The sequence below is a fragment of the Roseixanthobacter pseudopolyaromaticivorans genome (genome assembly GCF_043195145.2).
Classification (GTDB): domain Bacteria; phylum Pseudomonadota; class Alphaproteobacteria; order Rhizobiales; family Xanthobacteraceae; genus NCEH01.
This window is the reverse complement of sequence record NZ_CM195539.1, coordinates 1548586-1566579: the sequence shown is the minus strand read 5'-3', so window position 1 is coordinate 1566579 and position 17994 is coordinate 1548586. Positions and strand designations below refer to the sequence as shown.

General features: G+C 67.8%; 23 protein-coding genes and 1 pseudogene. 10 read left to right on the top strand and 14 right to left on the bottom strand.

The window, feature by feature from the left end; all coding sequences use genetic code 11:
• Positions 1–31 precede the first annotated feature (31 nt).
• The 9 genes from V5F68_RS07585 to V5F68_RS07545 all read right to left on the bottom strand — a co-directional run bounded on the left by V5F68_RS07585 (position 32) and on the right by V5F68_RS07545 (position 4744).
• Positions 32–577 carry a S26 family signal peptidase gene (locus tag V5F68_RS07585; RefSeq protein ID WP_394011805.1) on the bottom strand — a complete coding sequence of 182 codons (546 nt, stop codon included), beginning with the start codon at positions 575–577 and terminating at the stop codon, positions 32–34.
• Positions 574–1104: a DUF2840 domain-containing protein gene (locus tag V5F68_RS07580; protein ID WP_394011803.1), complete on the bottom strand. Its 531-nt coding sequence runs from the start codon at positions 1102–1104 to the stop codon at positions 574–576. The genes V5F68_RS07585 and V5F68_RS07580 overlap by 4 nt, the downstream gene beginning before the upstream one ends.
• Positions 1101–1352 (bottom strand): hypothetical protein, encoded by a 252-nt coding sequence (locus tag V5F68_RS07575; protein ID WP_149578524.1) that lies wholly within the window; start codon positions 1350–1352, stop codon positions 1101–1103. The genes V5F68_RS07580 and V5F68_RS07575 overlap by 4 nt, the downstream gene beginning before the upstream one ends.
• Entirely contained in the window at positions 1349–2002 is a 654-nt protein-coding gene (parA, locus tag V5F68_RS07570) for a ParA family partition ATPase (protein ID WP_394011801.1), read from the bottom strand. The genes V5F68_RS07575 and parA overlap by 4 nt, the downstream gene beginning before the upstream one ends.
• Positions 1999–3153: a replication initiator protein A gene (locus tag V5F68_RS07565; RefSeq protein ID WP_394011799.1), complete on the bottom strand. Its 1155-nt coding sequence runs from the start codon at positions 3151–3153 to the stop codon at positions 1999–2001. The genes parA and V5F68_RS07565 overlap by 4 nt, the downstream gene beginning before the upstream one ends.
• A 15-nt stretch (positions 3154–3168) precedes the next feature.
• Complete coding sequence (locus V5F68_RS07560) at positions 3169–3450, bottom strand: helix-turn-helix transcriptional regulator (RefSeq protein WP_149578527.1); 282 nt, start codon at positions 3448–3450, stop codon at positions 3169–3171.
• A gap of 140 nt (positions 3451–3590) precedes the next feature.
• Complete coding sequence (locus V5F68_RS07555; RefSeq protein ID WP_309298308.1) at positions 3591–4094, bottom strand: DUF2285 domain-containing protein; 504 nt, start codon at positions 4092–4094, stop codon at positions 3591–3593.
• On the bottom strand, positions 4015–4359 hold the full coding sequence (locus V5F68_RS07550) for a transcriptional regulator domain-containing protein (RefSeq protein ID WP_232847637.1): 345 nt from the start codon (positions 4357–4359) through the stop codon (positions 4015–4017). Before V5F68_RS07550 ends, V5F68_RS07555 begins: the two co-directional genes overlap by 80 nt.
• A 127-nt stretch (positions 4360–4486) precedes the next feature.
• Positions 4487–4744 carry a DNA -binding domain-containing protein gene (locus tag V5F68_RS07545; protein WP_149578528.1) on the bottom strand — a complete coding sequence of 86 codons (258 nt, stop codon included), beginning with the start codon at positions 4742–4744 and terminating at the stop codon, positions 4487–4489.
• A gap of 205 nt (positions 4745–4949) precedes the next feature.
• Here V5F68_RS07545 and V5F68_RS07540 point away from each other — a divergent pair, with 205 nt between their 5' ends.
• On the top strand, positions 4950–5168 hold the full coding sequence (locus V5F68_RS07540) for a helix-turn-helix domain-containing protein (protein ID WP_138397488.1): 219 nt from the start codon (positions 4950–4952) through the stop codon (positions 5166–5168).
• A gap of 57 nt (positions 5169–5225) precedes the next feature.
• On the opposite strand, the pseudogene V5F68_RS07535 reads toward V5F68_RS07540, so the two are convergent.
• Together V5F68_RS07535 and V5F68_RS07530 are read right to left on the bottom strand one after the other, a co-directional pair.
• Positions 5226–5402 (bottom strand): annotated as a pseudogene (locus V5F68_RS07535) (DUF736 domain-containing protein); the annotation flags it as partial.
• A 161-nt stretch (positions 5403–5563) separates the two neighbouring features.
• Positions 5564–5863, bottom strand: a complete 300-nt coding sequence (locus V5F68_RS07530) for a DUF736 domain-containing protein (protein ID WP_149578558.1) — start codon at positions 5861–5863, stop codon at positions 5564–5566.
• 35 nt (positions 5864–5898) lie between these two features.
• On the opposite strand from V5F68_RS07530, the gene V5F68_RS07525 reads away from it, so the two are divergent.
• The 3 genes from V5F68_RS07525 (at position 5899) to V5F68_RS07515 (ending at position 7658) form a co-directional block, all read left to right on the top strand.
• Positions 5899–6789, top strand: a complete 891-nt coding sequence (locus V5F68_RS07525; protein WP_509274674.1) for a tyrosine-type recombinase/integrase — start codon at positions 5899–5901, stop codon at positions 6787–6789.
• Entirely contained in the window at positions 6692–6922 is a 231-nt protein-coding gene (locus tag V5F68_RS07520) for an integrase (protein ID WP_188079666.1), read from the top strand. Before V5F68_RS07525 ends, V5F68_RS07520 begins: the two co-directional genes overlap by 98 nt.
• Before the next feature lie 436 nt (positions 6923–7358).
• Positions 7359–7658 carry a DUF736 domain-containing protein gene (locus tag V5F68_RS07515; RefSeq protein ID WP_149578558.1) on the top strand — a complete coding sequence of 100 codons (300 nt, stop codon included), beginning with the start codon at positions 7359–7361 and terminating at the stop codon, positions 7656–7658.
• Between the two features lie 356 nt (positions 7659–8014).
• Here V5F68_RS07515 and V5F68_RS07510 read toward each other — a convergent pair whose 3' ends face one another.
• From V5F68_RS07510 to V5F68_RS07500, 3 genes are read right to left on the bottom strand one after another with little or no spacing between them, the layout of a single operon-like run.
• Complete coding sequence (locus tag V5F68_RS07510; protein WP_149578546.1) at positions 8015–8401, bottom strand: DUF302 domain-containing protein; 387 nt, start codon at positions 8399–8401, stop codon at positions 8015–8017.
• A 45-nt stretch (positions 8402–8446) separates the two neighbouring features.
• Positions 8447–9136: a c-type cytochrome gene (locus V5F68_RS07505; RefSeq protein WP_245327175.1), complete on the bottom strand. Its 690-nt coding sequence runs from the start codon at positions 9134–9136 to the stop codon at positions 8447–8449.
• Positions 9137–9168: 32 nt separating this feature from the next.
• Positions 9169–9378, bottom strand: a complete 210-nt coding sequence (locus V5F68_RS07500) for an SHOCT domain-containing protein (protein WP_149578544.1) — start codon at positions 9376–9378, stop codon at positions 9169–9171.
• Positions 9379–9556: 178 nt separating this feature from the next.
• Between V5F68_RS07500 and V5F68_RS07495 the strand changes: the two genes are divergently transcribed.
• The 6 genes from V5F68_RS07495 (at position 9557) to V5F68_RS07470 (ending at position 17985) form a co-directional block, all read left to right on the top strand.
• Positions 9557–9835 (top strand): metal/formaldehyde-sensitive transcriptional repressor, encoded by a 279-nt coding sequence (locus V5F68_RS07495; protein WP_138399103.1) that lies wholly within the window; start codon positions 9557–9559, stop codon positions 9833–9835.
• A 12-nt stretch (positions 9836–9847) separates the two neighbouring features.
• The gene (locus V5F68_RS07490; RefSeq protein WP_149578543.1) at positions 9848–11017 is read left to right on the top strand and encodes a nickel/cobalt efflux transporter; all 1170 of its coding nucleotides are present in this window, start codon (positions 9848–9850) and stop codon (positions 11015–11017) included.
• Between the two features lie 63 nt (positions 11018–11080).
• Positions 11081–11794 carry a response regulator gene (locus tag V5F68_RS07485; RefSeq protein WP_149578547.1) on the top strand — a complete coding sequence of 238 codons (714 nt, stop codon included), beginning with the start codon at positions 11081–11083 and terminating at the stop codon, positions 11792–11794.
• Complete coding sequence (locus V5F68_RS07480; RefSeq protein ID WP_209483288.1) at positions 11791–13125, top strand: ATP-binding protein; 1335 nt, start codon at positions 11791–11793, stop codon at positions 13123–13125. The genes V5F68_RS07485 and V5F68_RS07480 overlap by 4 nt, the downstream gene beginning before the upstream one ends.
• A gap of 93 nt (positions 13126–13218) precedes the next feature.
• Positions 13219–14844 carry an efflux RND transporter periplasmic adaptor subunit gene (locus tag V5F68_RS07475; protein WP_238513388.1) on the top strand — a complete coding sequence of 542 codons (1626 nt, stop codon included), beginning with the start codon at positions 13219–13221 and terminating at the stop codon, positions 14842–14844.
• A gap of 9 nt (positions 14845–14853) precedes the next feature.
• The gene (locus V5F68_RS07470; protein WP_209483290.1) at positions 14854–17985 is read left to right on the top strand and encodes an efflux RND transporter permease subunit; all 3132 of its coding nucleotides are present in this window, start codon (positions 14854–14856) and stop codon (positions 17983–17985) included.
• Positions 17986–17994: the final 9 nt, after the last annotated feature.

The following is a 17994-nucleotide window of genomic DNA, read 5'->3' as shown; positions in this document are numbered from 1 at the left end:
GTGTGATGAAGGTGAAGATGGTCGGTCGCCCTCAGCGCGTCGGCGCACGCCAGACGAAGTGCCCATCGCCGGCCTCATCGGTGTAGAGCGGCACGGCGCGGCCGATCACGGTGCTGGCGGGCAGTGGCCCGAAATACCGCCCATCGAGACTGTCGGGCACATCGAAGTTCATGAGGAAGAGCTCGCCGTGGGCGATGCGACGGCATCCGCGCCAGACCGGCAGGGGACGTCCCATGCGGTCGCGCTCCAGCGCCTCACCGTAAGCCACGCCATCGACGGTGATGGTGCCGTCTTTGCGGCAGACCTCCTGCCCGGGAAGCGCCGCCACGCGCTTCATCAATGGGACGCCGGCGCCCACATAGGCGCGCTCCACCAGGAAGCGGGCGAGCGCTGCCGGCGGCGTGATGGCGAGGAGGTCCATGACATCGAGCCTGCGCGCGGGCTCGATTTCGTAGAGCCCGACGGGCGCGCTGGCGGAGACGTTCCACACCAGCTTGAGCGGTGTCGGAACAAAGGCGGCCGCCGCCGCCCCCATCACCGAGAAATACGTCACCATCACAGTGCCGAAGCGGGTCATTCTCCGCACTCCCGCCGCTTGAGCCACGCGTGATGGCGCTCAGTCGTGTAGGCGCGGGGCATATGGCCGGCGACCAGGCGATTGTGGACATGCCGCCAGTGGTCGGGGGCGACATCAGCGCCGTTGACGCCGATGGCCTCAACGGCATCCATGTGCTGGAGCACTTTCTCGACCTTCGGCCAGCCGTCGGCGCGCAGCAGGATCTCTCCGCCGGGACGCACGAAGGGCAGCGTCTGGTAGGCCTCGCCGGGTGCGACGGCGCGCACGATGTCGATGCGCGACACCACGGTGCCGAAGTCGTTTGCGGCCCAGCGGACGAAGGCGAAGATGGAGTTCGGCGCAAACGATACGATGCGGCGGCTACGGTCGAGAGTTTGTGCCTGCGCAGGCCGGCCGAAGCGGATCCAGTTCTCGATCCGCTTCTCGATCCAGGTCAGCTCCACATGGGTGAGCGGGTCTGGGGTCGGCGCGGCGGGTGATGGGGCGTTGGGTTTGGGAACGGAGGATGGCACCGGCGGGCTCATCATGAGGCCTCTCCTGATGTCGGGGGAAACTCACGGGCGAGGAGATCGCGGAGCATGTCCGCGACGGTCTGGCCGCGGCCGAAGGCGGCGATCTTGATCCGCCCGCGCAGGTCGGGCGTGACGTCGATGGTGAGCCGCGCGGTAAAGCCGCCGGTGACGTCATTTGACGTCTTCGCCTCCGCAGCCTTGATCCACTGCTCCGGATCAGCCGGCCGCGCGGCGAAGCCCTTGCGGGTCGGCGGTGCGCTCATGGGGCGGTTTCCGGAACACCGAGACCAACGATCTCAGCAGCCAGGGACGCGATCTCGCGCGCCGCCCGACCACCTTCGTCGAGCTCGCCGACCAGCCGCCCGGACTGGGCGGATATGGCGAAGGACACGCGCTGGCCGATAGTGGTCGCAAGAACGGGCGGATCGTGATCCGCTAATGTCTCGGCCGTCTCACGGGCGAGCACGGTGCGGGCGCCGCATCGGTTCAGCACGAAGCGGGCGGCCAGTTCCGGCCGGTAGATGCGCGCCTCATTCAGGAGCGCGAGCATCTCCGCGGAGGCCCAACCATCGAGGGGAGAGGGCTGCACAGGGATCAGCACGAGGTCAGCAGCGAGGAGTGCGGAGCGCATCAAGCCGGCGACACGGGGCGGCCCGTCGATGACGATTATATCGGCATCCCGCGCCAGCTCGGGGGCTTCCCGATGCAGCGTGTCTCGGGCGAGGCCGACGACGCCGAACAGGCGCGGCAGCCCTTCGCGGCTGCGCTGCTGCGACCAGTCGAGGGCGGAGCCCTGCGGATCCGCATCGATGAGCGTGACGCGCTGACCGCGGCTCGCCCACGCACCGGCGAGGTGCAAGGCGAGCGTCGTCTTGCCGACACCACCCTTCTGATTGAGCAGCGCGACGATCATCGCGGGCCTCCCGGTGTGTCGGCAGGCATCGTCTCGGGTGCGGAGAGAGGATCTGGAGCCTGAAATCCGTCTTTACGGAAAGACGGAAGACCTTCATCCTTAGAGGTGTGCAGAAGGGCAGGTTTTTGGGCCGGCTGAGCGCGGTTATCCACATCGCCCGCGCGCCTTTTAAAGTTAGAGTCTATGTTAGACTCTAAGTTAGGGGCGCGATTTTGCGTTTTCGGGCTTGGGGTTAACCCCTGTTTCGGTTCCCGAAAGCACGAGGGGCCGGTTCCCGATGGCACGTGGCACCGGGTTCCCGATGGCACGAAGGGATTCACAGGCTGTCCACAGGCCGGCTCGAATGCGAGCAGCGTGCGCGCACTCGCGTCACACTCCAGGAACAGGGTGTAGCCGGGCAGCGGCTGGCGGCGGATGATGTCGCGCAGCTCGAAGGCGAAGCGCTTGAAGGGCGAGAGGCTGCCCGATTTGAGGTGGAGGTGGCGGAAGTCGAAGCGCCAACCATTGCGCTGGTGGCCGCCGTGCTTGCGCACCAGCCGGTAGAGCCAGCGGTCGAGCCCGCCCGTCAGGTCGAAATAGGCCCGGTCGATGGTGAGAACGAGGGCATCTTCGAGAATGGCGCAATAGAACCAGTCAGGAACGATGAGCTCGATTCCCGCGGGTCTGCCATCCCGGTCGGTGCGCTCCTTCCACTCGTTGATCCAGGAGAAGCGATGGCGCCGTCCCTCGGCCCGCTGGCGGATCGAGGTGGACACGGTTGTGGATTGCAGCCGGTCGAGCGCCGCCTTCAGGCGCTGGTAGTCCCGCAGCGAGGTGCCGCGCCCCACGAACCTGAGGATCTCATAGGGGGTGGCGACCATGAAGCGCGACGTGCGCAGGCCAGCGTCGCGGGCCTCCACGATCTGGCTCGCCGCCCAGATCAGGATGTCGGCGTCCCAGATGGTCGCCATGCCGTGGTCAGGCACGGCCTCGACCCGGATGGAGACATCGCCGGCGGCAAAATCGATGGGCGCGATACGATGGGTCTTGGAGAGGGAGAAGAAGGGATAGGCCATGAGATCCTGCGCATCCCGTGGCGCGAACGCGCCGGGAAGCGCGCGGAACAGATCGAGCTGTCCGCGCTCCGGCTGGGAGCGATGCCGCGCCGCCATGGAGAAGGGTTCCGATCAGCGTGCGAAACGGTGGGGCTCGACAACGCCGGGCAGGGCGTGGCGCTTGGCCGGCAGCACGCAGCCGCGCGGATCGGAGGTGGAGGTGACGGCGCCACGGGCGACCCAGGCCTGCAGGTCCTCGATGGCATAGACGACGCGTCCGCCGAGCTTGCGATAGCCGGGTCCGGTTCCGTAGGTGCGGTGCTTCTCGAGCGTGCGGGGCGAGAGGCTGAGGAAGACGGCGGCTTCCTTGGTGCGCAAGTAGCGTGGCGGCAGCGGGACAGCGTCGGGTCGCATGGATCGAACCTCCGTGGGCGATCTCGGGCCGCTGGTCATCAGCGGCGGATGGCGATCACGGTGGCGAAGGGCAGCCGTCGAGGGGGATGGGGAAGTTGAGGGGGGCGAAAATCCCCACCCTCAGGATGCCGACGATGCGGCTATGGTCTTCTGCGATGACGCAGGAGCCTGAGATAGCCGCCGCCGATCATGGCGAGGCCGCCTTTGACGAGGCCGATGACCTTGTCGCGCAGCGCCGAGGTTTTCCAGGGCTCGGATGCCACGCGCTTGTGGCTGTAAAGGAAGATGGCGATGTCGCGATAGCTGGCGCCGTTCGCCCGACCATCGGCCGCCAGCATCATGGTGCGCAGCCGGCCACGCTGCTGCGCGGTGATGCGGGTGTCGGGGATCGCCGGCCGACCCTCGACAGCGCGCCAGAAGCGGGTCAAGGCCTCCACCCGTCCAATGGTGTCCGCGTCCAGCGGGATCAATGCCGCCAGCGGCGCGTCGGGGCGAGTCCCGGTCAGCAGCAGCACCTGCGCGGCATGAGGTGCCGAACCATGGACCCAGTATCGTCCCTCGGTGCTATCGCGCGGCGCAACCATGCCGCCGAACGACACGCTGGGCGCGCCCGGAAGAAACGCGGGCTGTTGGGCGAGAAGCACGATGGCCGGATCGACAACCGGCGACCACGGGACGTTCTGTTCCACAGCGGAGAGAGATGGCCGCGCGGCGAAATCGCAGCCCCCAGCGTTGCTCCACCTCCCGGGGGAGCGGGTCGGCGTCCGAGCCGGCCTTCACGAGGGACTGGTAGTGTTCCTGGTAGGTCTCGTCCCGGCGCAGGCATTCCCAGGCGAGGCCCTCCACCGACAGCGTGTCGAAATAGACGTAGCTGGCATCCTCTCGCCAGCGCGATGTATCGGGCTTCATCACTCGTCTCCGCATCCAGCGTGCGTGTCGAGTGAGGACAATCTGGGATTGAGAATACTGGGGGAAGTCTGCCAGGGAGCATCGCGTGATGCCGCAGCCGCATCACCCCTGCAAACGGGCTGCAACGTCAGACAGGGCGGTGGAGGAGGTCCTTGTAGCCGCTGGAGGCCACCCATCGGGCCCGGGCCAGATGGCTGTCATGGACATGACGGGCACGTTCGGACTCCCGAGCCGCGTCGATGCCGAACAGCACCGAGGCGATCTCCTCCCAGCCGGCGCCATCCGCCGTGGCGTCCAAAAGGCGCGCATAGAGCTTGATGTGCGCTCGGTCGTAGTCGGTGAGCTCGGAAGCGGACGGAGCGGTGTCTGCAAACGCGTCGGTCATGTCACCCCCCGTTTCCATGCCTGGCGCAGCCTTCGTCCCTTCTAGACGACGGCGGATGGTGAAGCGAGCCCGCGAGCCGGGAGCATCCCCGGGCCGCTCGGTGATCGATCGGCATCGGCATTGCCGCCGTCTAACCCGCTAGGGCCGCTTGATTACATATTATAGTTGATAAGCTCAAAGTGTGTAAATTGCGATCCGTCTGCGCATGGATATGCGCAAGCTGGTCGGCCGGAACTTCGCTCGCCTGCGTCAGGAAAAAGGCCTGACGCAGGAGGATGTCGAGGCGCGCTCCGGTTTCAGCCAGCAGTATATCAGCGGCCTCGAGCGTGGCCGGCGCAATCCGACGGTCATCACCCTCTACGAGCTGGCTCAGGCGCTGGGGGTCAGCCACGTCGAACTGGTGCGGCCGGACGGCAACGACTGACCGGTGAACCCGGTGGCGGGAAGGCCCCGGCCGGAACCGGCCGGGGCCTTGTGCGGCTCACTCGCCGCGGCGCCCGCTGGGGCGGGACCAGATCAGCGAGAAGGTGTCGGCGTCCTCGTCGTCGAAGAGGTTGGCGTAGATCGGGGCGTTGAAGCTCGGGTCGTCGAGCTTGAGGCCCAGATAGTCGCGGCCTTCGCTGGAGCGCTTGGACCAGGCGGCGCCGATCTCGATCTTATGTGGAGCTCCACATAACGTCGATTATGCGGAGAGCGGGATTATGCGGAGCGCTGGCCTGTGAGGTCTGTGTTGCCGCCGGTTTCGGCGGGGGTTCTGCTCCGCATAATTGCGAGGGTGGAAGGCGGGCGCCCCGCGGGAAGCGGAGCGCCCGTGGCCGGTCATCGCGACCAGATGAGCTTGTGCTCGCCCTTGTCGCCCTGGACCAGGGAGGCGTAGACCGGCGCCGTGAAGGACGGATCGTCGAGCTTGAGCGAGAGGTATTCGGTGCCCGTCTCGCGGGCGGTCCGGCTCCAGCCGGCGCCGAACTCGACGCCGTTGGCGGTGACGCGATAGTCGGGCGCCTTGTCGGTGTCGCGGTCGCAGGGCTTGATGGTGGCCTTGACGTTGAGGGTGAGGGTCTTGATCGTCCCGGCATAGGCGCCGTTCTCGTCGCGGGTGAAGGTGCCGATCTGAGCCATTGTCATATCTCCTGAGAGTTGCCCGAAGCCGCCCGATGAGGCCTCGATGGCGGTCGAGAGGCGACGGACCGGACGGCTGCACCCCTTGTGGGCCGCAGCGGCAGCGGAGGACGGTGGCAGCCGAGCTTGTTGTCCCGCGAGGAATGACCGCTTGCGGTCAGGGGAAGAAGGTCGGCGGAGCCGTTGCAGGCCATGGCCGAACCGGCGCCAGACCAGCCCGGAAGAGAGGCCGCCTGGGGGCTTCGCCGCATGATCGGCAGAGATCGACGCAGGCGGTCGGCACCTCATCAGCACGTCGGCGACGCCAGCGCGTCATCCTCCCGCGGTCACCGACGCCAGCCTCCGAGCCAACGACACATGCCCCGCCCGATACGGCACAGACCGTGGCCGCGTTCGGACCGGCCATCCTGCTCCTGGCCCGACTGGGCCTCAGGGCCAGCGAAGTCGCCAACCTCGACTTCGATGAGATCGACTGGGTGACAGGCCGCATAACCCTTGCTGGCAAGGCGCGGCGTGAGGAGCGCCTGCCGCTGACCCAGGAGATCGGGGACGCCATCCTCGCCTATATCGAGCGGGCGCGGCCACGGATCGCGACGACGCGGGTGTTCCTGACGGACACGGCGCCTGTCCGCCAGCTGAGCCGGATCGCCGTGAAGTGCATCGTGCGCCGCGCCCTCGACCGGGCCGGCGTCAAAAGTGTCCATCGCGGCGCCCACGTTCTGCGCCACTCCGCCGCGACGTCCATGCTGCGCAGCGGCCGAGACCTGCTCATCGCTGCGTGGTCGGAGCGTCTCGCCACATCAGCTCCGGCACAGCTGCGCGGTCGTCATGCTGCAGGCCACCCACGACATCCGGAAGGTTGCCCTGTGGCTTGGTCATGCCGACATCCGCACGACGGAGGCCTATCTCCGCATGGACCCCTCTGAAAAGCTGGAAGCGATCGAGGCGGTCATCCCGCCGGAGCTCAGGCGCGGCCGGTTCAAGGCACCGGATGCGCTGATCGCTTCCTTGCTCTCGGACCTGGAGGCACCGGCCGGATCGGAACGGGTCCGCACCTGAAGCGGCTCTCTCGCCCAATCGCCCCGGTCCTGCACCGGCATCGTGTTCGACACGGTCTGTGCCGTATCGGGCGGGGCATGTGTCGTTGGCTCGGAGGCTGGCGTCGGTGACCGCGGGAGGATGACGCGCTGGCGTCGCCGACGTGCTGATGAGGTGCCGACCGCCTGCGTCGATCTCTGCCGATCATGCGGCGAAGCCCCCAGGCGGCCTCTCTTCCGGGCTGGTCTGGCGCCGGTTCGGCCTTGGCCTGCAACGGCTCCGCCGACCTTCTTCCCCTGACCGCAAGCGGTCATTCCTCGCGGGACAACAAGCTCGGCTGCCACCGTCCTCCGCTGCCGCTGCGGCCCACAAGGGGTGCAGCCGTCCGGTCCGTCGCCTCTCGACCGCCATCGAGGCCTCATCGGGCGGCTTCGGGCAACTCTCAGGAGATATGACAATGGCTCAGATCGGCACCTTCACCCGCGACGAGAACGGCGCCTATGCCGGGACGATCAAGACCCTCACCCTCAACGTCAAGGCCACCATCAAGCCCTGCGACCGCGACACCGACAAGGCGCCCGACTATCGCGTCACCGCCAACGGCGTCGAGTTCGGCGCCGGCTGGAGCCGGACCGCCCGCGAGACGGGCACCGAATACCTCTCGCTCAAGCTCGACGATCCGTCCTTCACGGCGCCGGTCTACGCCTCCCTGGTCCAGGGCGACAAGGGCGAGCACAAGCTCATCTGGTCGCGATGACCGGCCACGGGCGCTCCGCTTCCCGCGGGGCGCCCGCCTTCCACCCTCGCAATTATGCGGAGCAGAACCCCCGCCGACCGAGCCCGACAGATTGACCTATACGATCAGTGCCGTATCGATCGGCGTCTTCTTGCCCGAATCCTGCGCCGCTGCACGATCCGCCGCGACCAGAGCCAAGCCGAAGGCAGAAAATCGAAGCAAGGAAGATCTCTCTGGAACCGAGATGCTATCATCCATTTGCGCGGAATAGTCCGCGCATTCAACGTGATAATGCGGCGACGCGCCCTTTCCAGTAAGCCTAAATAAATCCAGGCGCCGGGAGCGACCCATGAGGATGCAATGCGCCCGAAACCGTGTCAGAGCGAACCGATCACGCTCTTGAGCTTCGCCTGGACGTGTTCGGCCGCCTGCTTGAGCCGCGGATTGTCGATCGCTTGCATTGAGGCGACGGGATCGATCGCCGCCACTTCGGTGTTGCCGTCCCCCTTGTCCTGCACGATGACGTTGCACGGCAGCATCGTGCCTACCTTGTCCTCAATCTCAAGCGCCTCGTGGGCAAGCGCCGGGTTGCAGGCGCCGAGAATGCGGTAGGGACGGAAATCGACATTGATCTTCTTCTTGAGAGTGTCCCTGACGTCGATCTCGGTGATGATGCCGAAACCCTCGCGCTTGAGCGCCTCAGTCGTCAGCCGCACGGCGTCATCGAAGCCGAGCGCAAGCGTTTTGGCGAAATAATAGCTCATGGTTCACTCCCAAGGCGTTCTTGCAAGACGCGAATATAGGAAAGTTCAACGCAGGCCGGAGAGATATTCGGCCACGGCCCTCTTATCGGCTTCGCTCAGCGCCGCCGCGATACGGCCCATCATTGTCGACGACGGACGCGCGCCACTCGCGAAGCGATCCAATTGATCGACGATATATGCCGCATGCTGTCCATTCAGATAGGGAGCGTCGGCCATCATGCCCATCATCGGCATCCGCTCCATCATGCCGCCTCCCATCATGCCCGTCACGGGCATGCCGCGTTGGCCGGACGCACGGTGACACATGGCGCAAGCGGGCATTCCCGCGAAGAAGATGCGCTCTCCAATCGCCGCCAAGCGTTGGTCCTTGACCGCGTCCGCCTTGCGCGACTGCTTGCCATAAAAGCTCGACGCATTCGCCATGTCGGCGTCGCCGAGGTCTGCCGCGATTGGCGCCATGATGTCCGACCTGCGAGTCCCATTCCTGAAGGCCCAGAGTTGGCGATAAAGGTAAGCCGGACTTTGACCCGCCAGTTTCGGAAATTGCGATTCGCTGCTATTGCAATCCGCGCCGTGGCACTCGGCGCATTTGGCATCGGCCACATGGCTTCCTAGCGCCGGGTCGCCTGCGCGCGCGCCATCCGATTGTCCCCGTGAGGCTCCCGTCATGGCGAGTAAACCTGCTCCAGCGATGAGAATGATCGCACCCGCTAATGAGATCGCCATCTTGCTCATTGTCATGGCTCCGCGACGTCACCCGGTCCGGATCAGGCGCTGAGGTCGCGCTTTTCCTGGAGGTATTCGTCGCGCTGGATTTCTCCCTTCGCGCAGTACTCACCGAGAATGTCGAGGCCTCGCGAAAGGCTTCGATCGTTACCGATCCGCACGGCGCCTCCAAAGAAGGAGAGGACAAGCGCAACGATCCCAACTGTCAGAAGCACCAGCAACAAAAAGGAGAGGATGCCGTCGGCATCCATCCCCAGCTATGTCTATCAGCCCGAGGGCCGTTCCACCACATCGGGGTCATTGCGCAGATTGCCAAAAGCCCGTCCGCCCCGATGTCCGCGGCCGGTTCCGCAAGTTCCCGTATTTGGCCCTGCCGCCGAGCGAAAGGAACGATTTATATAGGGTACCCCCCTATATTATAAACCCGTGATGGCACACACGATCAAGCACAAGACCAAGCTTCTCGCCCGCATCCGCCGAATCAAGGGGCAGGCCGAAGCCGTGGAGCGCGCGCTGGAAGCCGAGATCGGCTGCACCGACGTGTTGATGCTGGTCGCCTCCATGCGCGGCGCCATCAACGGACTGACGGCGGAGCTGATGGAGGACCACATCCGCCATCACGTGGTGAACCCGGACGCCGAGCCGGACCCCGAGCGTGCCAAAGGCGCCGCCGACCTGATCGAGGTCGTCCGCACCTACCTCAAGTGATCTGAGAGCAAGATGACTGCGTTTACAGACCTGCTCCAGCAGGGGGCCGCGCACGCCTGGCTGTTCATCCCCTCGGCCATCCTGCTCGGTGCCCTGCACGGGCTTGAGCCGGGCCATTCCAAGACGATGATGGCCGCCTTCATCATCGCCATCCGCGGCACGCTCACCCAGGCCGTCCTGCTGGGCCTCGCCGCAACGGCCTCGCACACGGCGGTGGTCTGGCTCATTGCCCTCGGGGGGCTGTATTTCGGGCAGCAATGGGGTGGCGAGGCCAGCGAACCCTATTTTCAGCTCGCTTCAGCCGTGGCGATCATCACCATCGCCGCCTGGATGGCCTGGCGGACGTGGCGCGAGCAGAGCGACGCGCATCACCACCATGAGGACAAGACCCGTCTCCTCTCGACCGCAGAAGGGGAACTGGCGCTCGACATCTTCGAGGATGGCGTGCCGCCGCGGTGGCGCATCTCCAGCCCCGGCGGGCGCATGCTTCCTGACGCCGAGCGCGTCTTTCTCGAAACCCTGCGGCCCGGCGGCGGCCGTCAGGTCTTCCCGTTCGTGCACCGGGGTGAATTCCTCGAGAGCACGCACGATATTCCCGAGCCCCATGCCTTTTCAGTGGAGCTTCGCATGCGCCTCGCCGACGGCGGGGAGGAGGTCCATGCCCTCGTGTTCGAGGAGCATGACCATGCCCACATGAATCTCGGCGACGAGGACGACGCCCACGCCCGCGCCCACGCCGCCGATATCCGCAATCGCTTTGCCGGCCGCCCGGTGACCACCTGGCAGATCATCGTCTTCGGACTGACGGGCGGGTTGATCCCGTGCCCGGCGGCGATCACCGTGCTGCTGATCTGCATGCAGCTGAAGGTCTTCAGCCTCGGCTTCGTGCTGGTCCTGTGCTTCAGCATCGGCCTGGCGCTCACGCTGGTGTCGGCCGGCGTGCTCGCGGCCCTCAGCGTCCGGCACGTCTCGCAACGTTGGTCGGGCTTCAGCGCCTTCGCCCGGCGCGCGCCCTATGCCTCGGCCGCGCTGATCCTGATGGTCGGCCTCTACACCGGCTGGCTCGGCTGGCATGGTCTTTCACGGGAGCACGCTCCGTCGGCCGGCATCAGCGCGGGCGCGGTGCAAGGCGATTTCTTGCCTGCGCCAACTTCGTATGGCGAAGCACGCCGGCTGGGATAAAAGGGCTTGTCCGCAGAGCAGCCGTCGCGCCCGCAGGACGGCCTCGCAGGAGTGCGTCACCCCGTGTCTCCCGAATGCCATATCCTGATCGTCGATGATGATGCCGAGATCCGACGCCTCGCCGGCAAGTTCCTGCGCGAGCACGGGCACAAGGTCACCGCGGCACAGGATGCGCGCGAGATGCGCGAGGCAATGAAGGCGGGGGCGGTGGATCTCATCATCCTCGACATCATGCTGCCCGGCACGAGCGGGCTCGACCTATGCCGGGACATCCGCCGCACGTCGGACGTGCCCATCATCATGCTCACCGCGCGCGGCAGCGACGTGGACCGGATCGTGGGGCTGGAGCTCGGTGCGGACGACTATCTGTCGAAGCCCTTCAATCCGCGCGAGCTGCTCGCGCGCATCCATGCGGTGCTGCGGCGCATGCGGCCTTCGGGCGACGCCACGGCTTCCGGGGGCACCCTGCTCGCCTTTTCCGGCTGGACCCTCGACACCCGCCGGCGCGAGCTGACCAATCCCGAAGCCGTGGTGGTGGATCTGTCGACTGGCGAATATGACCTGCTCCTGACCTTCCTCGAACATCCCCAAAGGGTGCTGACGCGCGACCAGCTGATGGACGCTGCCAAGAACCGCACCGCCACAGGCTTCGACCGCGCCATCGACATCCAGGTCAGCCGGCTGCGCAAGAAGCTTGAGTCCCATGGCGGACCGGAGATGGTGAAGACCGTGCGCGGCGCCGGCTATTTCTTCGTCCCGGAGGTGGAACGCTCGTGATCCGCGCCCTGATCCGCGCATCGGACAGCCTCGCCGTCCGCACCGCCGTGGTGGCGGTGCTGGGCATCGTCGTCGTGCATGTGCTGAGCCTGTGGACCTACGAGCACGCCATGGAGCGCGAGCGCCATGCGGCCCATGCCATCCGCCTCGCCGACCAGATCGTCGCGCTGCGCCGGTCGCTGGCAGCAGCGCCGCCGGAAAGCCGCGAGGATGTGGCCCATGACTTGTCCGGCGGCGCCATCGACGCGCACTGGAGCCGGGAAGCCATGGCCGCACCCGGCCCCCATGCCGCGGAGGGATGGCAGCGCCTCGCCGACGACGTGCGCACGCTGGCGCCTGACCTCGGACCGCAGGATGTGCTGGTGGGCGCGGGCACCGATCCGCACCTCAGCCTGGTCGCCGTGCGCCTTCCGGACGGCAGCTGGCTGAACGCCCGCCTGTTCGCCTCCATGCCGCAGGCGGCCGGGACGCACGGATCGGTGCTCTCCACGACCCTCATGGCGACGGGCGTGCTGCTGCTGTCGCTCGCCATCGCCGCCTGGCTGACGCGGCCGCTCAGGGCCATGGCGCGGACCGTCGCGGCCCTGCCTCCGGACGCCCCTCTGGTGCGGCTCCCGGAGACCGGCCCGACGGAGGTGCGGGAGCTGGCCCACGCCTTCAACGGCATGCAGGCTCGCATCGCGGAGCTGATGGAGCGGCGCACCCAGGCCCTCGCCGCCGTCTCCCACGATCTGCGCACGCCCATGACACGCCTGCGCTTCCGCATGGAGGACGTGGGCGACCCCGCCCTGCGCGAGGCCATGGCGGCGGACGTGGCGGAGATGGAGCAGATGGTGGACGCCACCCTGTCCTACCTGCGCGGCGAGGCCAGCGAGGAGCCGGTACGCCCGCTCGACCTCGTGGCGCTGGTGGAGACGCTGGTGGACAATGCCCGCGACCGGGGCCTTGCCGCCGATCTTGCAGCCCCGCCGCGCCTGGTGGTGGCAGGCCGCCTCGTCAGCCTGAAGCGGATGGTGTCGAACCTGCTGGAGAACGCGCTTCTCTATGGCGGCGCCGCGCATGTCGTGCTCGCGGAGGAGGGCGCCGAGGCGGTGCTGACGGTGAAGGACGAAGGCCCAGGCATTCCGCAGGACCAGTTCGCCGCCGTGCTCGAACCCTTCGTCCGGCTCGACACCTCGCGCAGCCGGTCCACCGGCGGGGTGGGGCTCGGCCTTCCCATCGCCCGTGCGGTGGCCGAGGCCCATGGCGGCACGCTGACCCTCGCCAACGGCGCCGGCGGCGGCCTCGTCGCGACAGTGCGCCTGCCCAAGCTCCAGACTGAAACAAACTGATACAGAAGCGATACGCGGCGTGACAGCCCGTGCGCTATCTGGCTCCCGTACCGGATTGAGGATCGGACGGGTTGAAGGATGGTGCGTCATTTCATGCGGAGAGTTGGCCTTGGGTCGTGGGCCCTTCTCGCCGGCCTGGTGCTGGCGACGGGCGCGATGGCGCACGAAGGCCACGACCACGGCGCGCCTGCCGCGCCTCAGGTAACGTCTCTCGCCCCCCGTGCCGAGGCCGCCTCCGCCGATTTCGAGCTGGTGGCAGTGCTGCGCGACGGCATCCTCGCCATCCACCTCGACCGCTTCACCGACAACGCGCCGGTGGACCGCGCGACCATCGAAATGGACACGCCCGAAGGCGCGCAGACCGCAAAGCCCGAGGAGCCCGGCACCTATGTGGTTGCCGCTCCGTTCGCCGCGAAGCCGGGCACGCACGACCTCGCTTTCACGGTCACGGCCGGCGGCACGGTGGACGTGCTCGCAACCACTCTCACGGTGCCTGCGGCTTCGGTGACGGCCGACCCCAGAGCCACTGCGCCGGCGGCGCTGGCGCTGCTGGGCGGATCGCAATTGGGCTTGGGTGCCGGCGTCGTTATCGGCTTTCTCGCGGCCGTGCTCTTGATGTCGCTGCGGCGGCGCACGGCGGCACTCGTTCTCGCTGCCGGTCTGGGGCTTGCCTCCGCCGCGCTCCCGCCGGATGCGCAGGCCGCGGATACGCCGAAGCCTTCCGCACGCGATGCGGCCCAGCGCCTGCCCGACGGCTCGGTGATCGTGCCGAAGCCCAGCCAGCGCATCCTCGGCGTGCGCACCATCGTCACGGCTTCCGCCAGCCATGCCCGCGCGGTGGAACTGCCGGGGCGGGTGGTGCCGGATGCCAATGCCAGCGGGCTCGTGCAGACGGCGGTGGGTGGGCGGCTGGCACCGCCGCAGGGCGGCTTCAAGCCGCTCGGCACCAAGGTCGCGGCGGGCGACATCCTCGCGTTCGTGCACCCGCCCATCGGCGCCTCGGACCTCAAGGACCTGGAGCAGCAGGGCTTTGAGCTGGACCAGCAGATCGCCATCGTGAAGCGCCGCTATGAGCGCCTGTCGGCTATCCAGAACGCGGTCACCCGCCGCGAGGTGGAGGAGACGGAGATTGAGCTGAAGGGTCTACAGACTCGCCGCGCCACGCTGGAGCGGGTGCAGCGCGAGCCGGAGGCGCTGCGCGCGCCCGTTGCCGGCATCATCGCCACCTCGGACGCGGTGGCGGGACAGATGGCGGACCCGAACACTGTGGTGTTCCGCATCATCGATCCGGATCGGCTGTGGGTGGAGGCGCTGGGTTTCTCGCCGGACATGGGCCGCTCCGGGGCTTCCGGGCGATTGCCCGATGGCCGCTCCGTCGCGCTCACCTTTCTGGGCGCGGGGATGTCCGACCGCAGCCAGGCCGTTCCGCTGCAGTTTTCCGTCACCGCGGGTGCCGAGGGGCTGCGTCCAGGCCAGTTTCTCACGGTCCTCGCGGAGGCCGGCGCCCCGCGCATGGGCATCGCCATCCCCCGCACGGCGGTGGTGCGCGGGGCGAACGGTCAGGCCATCGTCTATGAACATGTCGCAGCCGAGCGCTTCGTTGCGCGCGAGGTAAAGACGGAGCCCCTCGATGCCGGCCGCGTGCTGGTGGTGGCCGGCCTGCCGCCCGATCGCCGCGTGGTTACCGAGGGCGCCGAACTCATCGACCAGATCCGCTGAGGCCGGCCGATGTTCAGCTTCCTCGTCACCCAGTCCCTCAAAAACCGCCTGCTGGTGCTGGCGCTGTCCCTCGTGCTGGTGGTCACCGGCGCCTTTGCGGTCACCCGCCTGCCGGTGGATGTGCTGCCCGACCTCAACCGGCCCACCGTCACCATCATGACCGAGGCGGAGGGCCTTGCCCCGGCCGAGGTGGAACAGCTTGTCACCTTCCCGTTGGAGACGGCGATGAACGGCCTGCCGGGCCTCATCCGCCTGCGTTCGGTCTCGGGGGTGGGGCTCTCCGTCCTCTATGTGGAGTTCGATTTCGGCACCGACATCTTCCGCGACCGCCAGCAGATCGCCGAGCGCATCGCTTTGGTGCGGGACCGGCTGCCGGCGAACGTTGCCCCGCAGATGGGGCCCATCAGCTCCATCATGGGGCAGATCCTGATGTTCGCGGTGACGAGCGACACTGCGTCCCCCATGGCGGTGCGCGAGGCGGCGGACTTCATCATCCGCCCGCGCCTGCTCGCCATTCCCGGCATCGCGCAGGTCATCCCCATGGGCGGGGAAGTGCGGCAGTTCCGCGTTTCGCCGGACCCTGCGGCCATGCGCGCCCATGGCATCTCCCTCGATGCGCTGGAAAAGGCGGTGGCGCAGTTCGGCACCAATTCGGGCGGTGGCTTTGCTGACCATGGCGGGCGCGAGTTCCTGATCCGCAACATCGGCCGCACCCTCAGCCTCGACGACCTGAAGGGGCTGGTGCTGCCCCGCCCCGCCGGCGGCACCGTCTTCCTGCACCAGGTGGCGCAGGTGGATTACGCGGCCCGCATGAAGCGGGGCGATGCCGGCTACATGGGCCGGCCGGCGGTGATCGTCTCGGTGGAGAAGCAGCCGGAGGTGGACACGATCGCCCTCACCCGCGCGGTGGAGGACGCGGTCAACGACCTGAACCGCACGCTGCCCAACGGCATCCGCATTTCGCCGCCGGTGTTCCGGCAGGCCGACTTCATCGCCGCCTCCATCGGCAACGTGGAAAAGGTGCTGATGGAGGCCATGGCGGTGGTGGCCGTGGTGCTGTTCCTTTTCCTCGTCAACTGGCGCACCACCTTCATCTCGCTCACCGCTATACCCGTGTCGATCCTCGCCACGGCCATCGTGTTCCACGCCTTCGGCCTCTCCATCAACACCATGACGCTGGGCGGCCTCGCCATCGCCATCGGCGAGCTGGTGGATGACGCGGTGGTGGACGTGGAGAACATCTTCCGCCGCCTGCGCGAGAATGCCGCCGCCGCGGCGCCGCGGCCGGTATTCGACGTGGTGGTGGCGGCGAGCCGGGAGGTGCGCTCCGGCATCGTCTACGCCACGCTCATCATCGTGCTGGTGTTCGTGCCCTTGTTCGCGCTGCCGGGCATCGAGGGGCGACTGTTCGCGCCGCTGGGGCAGGCCTATATCGTCTCGATCCTCGCGAGCCTTGTCACCTCCGTCACGCTCACGCCGGTGCTCGCCTTTTACCTGCTCCCCGCACTCAGCCGCCATGTGGAGCGGGAGAGCGTGCTGGTGCGGGGTCTGAAGCGCGGATACGCCGGCCTGCTCGCCGCCGCCTTCCGCCACCAGCGCCTCGTGATGTGCGCAGCCGCGCTTCTCTTCCTCGCGGCGGTGGCGGCCGCCGTGGGCCTGCCGCGCGCCTTCCTGCCGCCGTTCAACGAGGGCTCGCTCACCATCTCCATGTCCTTCCGGCCGGGCCTTTCCCTCGCCGAGAGCCATCGCATGGGCCTTGTCGCCGAAAAGCTCATCCTGGACGTGCCGGAGGTGAAGGCGGTGGGTCGGCGCACCGGCCGGGCCGAGCTCGACGAACACGCCGAGGGCGTCCATGCCTCCGAGATCGAGGTGGATCTAGGACCCTCCGCCCGCAGCCGCGCCGAGATCACCGCCGACATCCGCGACCGCCTCGCGGTGCTGCCGGCCGCCTTCAACCTGGGCCAGCCCATCTCCCACCGGCTGGACCACATGCTCTCCGGCGTGCGGGCCGAGATCGCCCTGAAGCTGTTCGGCGACGACCTCGATACCCTGCGAACTACGGCGGAAGACCTGCGGGGGCGCCTCGCCGGCATTCCCGGCCTTGCGGACCTGCAGGTGGAGCGGCAGGTGCGCGTGCCGGAAGTGACGGTGCGCGTGGATTATGGCCGCGCCGCCCTCTACGGCCTCCAGCCCGCGCAGGTGACGGACGCGCTGGAGCGGCTTTCCAACGGCCGCGTGGTCTCCCGCCTCGTGGACGGCGCGCGGCGCTTCGACGTGGTGGTCCGCCTGCCCGATGCGGCGCGCACCACGGAGGGACTTTCGGGCCTGCTGATCGAGACGCCCTCTGGCTGGGTGCCGCTCTCGCAGGTCGCCGAGGTGACGGAGACGGACGGGCCGAACCAGATCCTGCGCGAGGGCGGGCGCCGGCGCATCGTCGTGCTGGCCAACACCTCCGGCGGGCGCGACGTGGCGGTGGTGGTGGCCGACATGCGTGAAGTGATCGCGGCGACCGCACTGCCGGCCGGCATCTCCGCGAGCCTTGAGGGCACCTTCGCCGCGCAGGAGCAATCCATGCGCACCATCGGCGGCCTGTCCGCAGTGTCGGCGCTACTCGTTTTCGCGCTCCTCTACAGCCGCTACCGCTCGGCGCTGTTCGCCGCCATCATCATGGGGAGCGTGCCGCTGGCGCTCATCGGCGCGGTGGTGGCGCTGTGGATCGCCGGGCAGCCCCTGTCGGTGGCGAGCATGATCGGCTTCGTGACGCTCACCGGCATCGCCGCGCGCAACGGCATCCTGAAGATCAGTCACATCATCAATCTCGCCATCGCCGAGGGCATGGCGTTCGGCCCCGCTCTGGTGATGCGCGGCAGCCTGGAGCGGCTGACGCCGGTGCTGATGACCGCCGCGTCCGCCGGCATCGCTTTGCTGCCGCTCATGAGCGGGGCCGAGGTTCCGGGCAAGGAGATCCTCCACCCCGTCGCCATCACCATTTTCGGCGGCCTGGTCAGTGCCACGCTGCTCGACGCCGTTCTCACCCCCGTCCTCGTCCTGCGCCATGGCCGACGCCCGCTGGAGCGGCTGGTGGCAGCGGCGTGGGAGACCGCCCCCTCCACCGCCGCCGCCCGCGCGGACGCCTTCTGACCGGAGCCT

Excerpts from the sequence above, each read along its gene's own strand:
- V5F68_RS07585 (WP_394011805.1), bottom strand. The coding sequence starts at position 577 with ATGACCCGCTTCGGCACTGTGATGGTGACGTATTTCTCGGTGATGGGG.
- V5F68_RS07580 (WP_394011803.1), bottom strand. The coding sequence starts at position 1,104 with ATGATGAGCCCGCCGGTGCCATCCTCCGTTCCCAAACCCAACGCCCCA.
- V5F68_RS07575 (WP_149578524.1), bottom strand. The coding sequence starts at position 1,352 with ATGAGCGCACCGCCGACCCGCAAGGGCTTCGCCGCGCGGCCGGCTGAT.
- parA (WP_394011801.1), bottom strand. The coding sequence starts at position 2,002 with ATGATCGTCGCGCTGCTCAATCAGAAGGGTGGTGTCGGCAAGACGACG.
- V5F68_RS07565 (WP_394011799.1), bottom strand. The coding sequence starts at position 3,153 with ATGGCGGCGCGGCATCGCTCCCAGCCGGAGCGCGGACAGCTCGATCTG.
- V5F68_RS07560 (WP_149578527.1), bottom strand. The coding sequence starts at position 3,450 with ATGCGACCCGACGCTGTCCCGCTGCCGCCACGCTACTTGCGCACCAAG.
- V5F68_RS07550 (WP_232847637.1), bottom strand. The coding sequence starts at position 4,359 with ATGAAGCCCGATACATCGCGCTGGCGAGAGGATGCCAGCTACGTCTAT.
- V5F68_RS07545 (WP_149578528.1), bottom strand. The coding sequence starts at position 4,744 with ATGACCGACGCGTTTGCAGACACCGCTCCGTCCGCTTCCGAGCTCACC.
- V5F68_RS07540 (WP_138397488.1), top strand. The coding sequence starts at position 4,950 with ATGGATATGCGCAAGCTGGTCGGCCGGAACTTCGCTCGCCTGCGTCAG.
- V5F68_RS07530 (WP_149578558.1), bottom strand. The coding sequence starts at position 5,863 with ATGGCTCAGATCGGCACCTTCACCCGCGACGAGAACGGCGCCTATGCC.
- V5F68_RS07525 (WP_509274674.1), top strand. The coding sequence starts at position 5,899 with ATGAGGCCTCGATGGCGGTCGAGAGGCGACGGACCGGACGGCTGCACC.
- V5F68_RS07520 (WP_188079666.1), top strand. The coding sequence starts at position 6,692 with ATGCTGCAGGCCACCCACGACATCCGGAAGGTTGCCCTGTGGCTTGGT.
- V5F68_RS07515 (WP_149578558.1), top strand. The coding sequence starts at position 7,359 with ATGGCTCAGATCGGCACCTTCACCCGCGACGAGAACGGCGCCTATGCC.
- V5F68_RS07510 (WP_149578546.1), bottom strand. The coding sequence starts at position 8,401 with ATGAGCTATTATTTCGCCAAAACGCTTGCGCTCGGCTTCGATGACGCC.
- V5F68_RS07505 (WP_245327175.1), bottom strand. The coding sequence starts at position 9,136 with ATGAGCAAGATGGCGATCTCATTAGCGGGTGCGATCATTCTCATCGCT.
- V5F68_RS07500 (WP_149578544.1), bottom strand. The coding sequence starts at position 9,378 with ATGGATGCCGACGGCATCCTCTCCTTTTTGTTGCTGGTGCTTCTGACA.
- V5F68_RS07495 (WP_138399103.1), top strand. The coding sequence starts at position 9,557 with ATGGCACACACGATCAAGCACAAGACCAAGCTTCTCGCCCGCATCCGC.
- V5F68_RS07490 (WP_149578543.1), top strand. The coding sequence starts at position 9,848 with ATGACTGCGTTTACAGACCTGCTCCAGCAGGGGGCCGCGCACGCCTGG.
- V5F68_RS07475 (WP_238513388.1), top strand. The coding sequence starts at position 13,219 with ATGCGGAGAGTTGGCCTTGGGTCGTGGGCCCTTCTCGCCGGCCTGGTG.
- V5F68_RS07470 (WP_209483290.1), top strand. The coding sequence starts at position 14,854 with ATGTTCAGCTTCCTCGTCACCCAGTCCCTCAAAAACCGCCTGCTGGTG.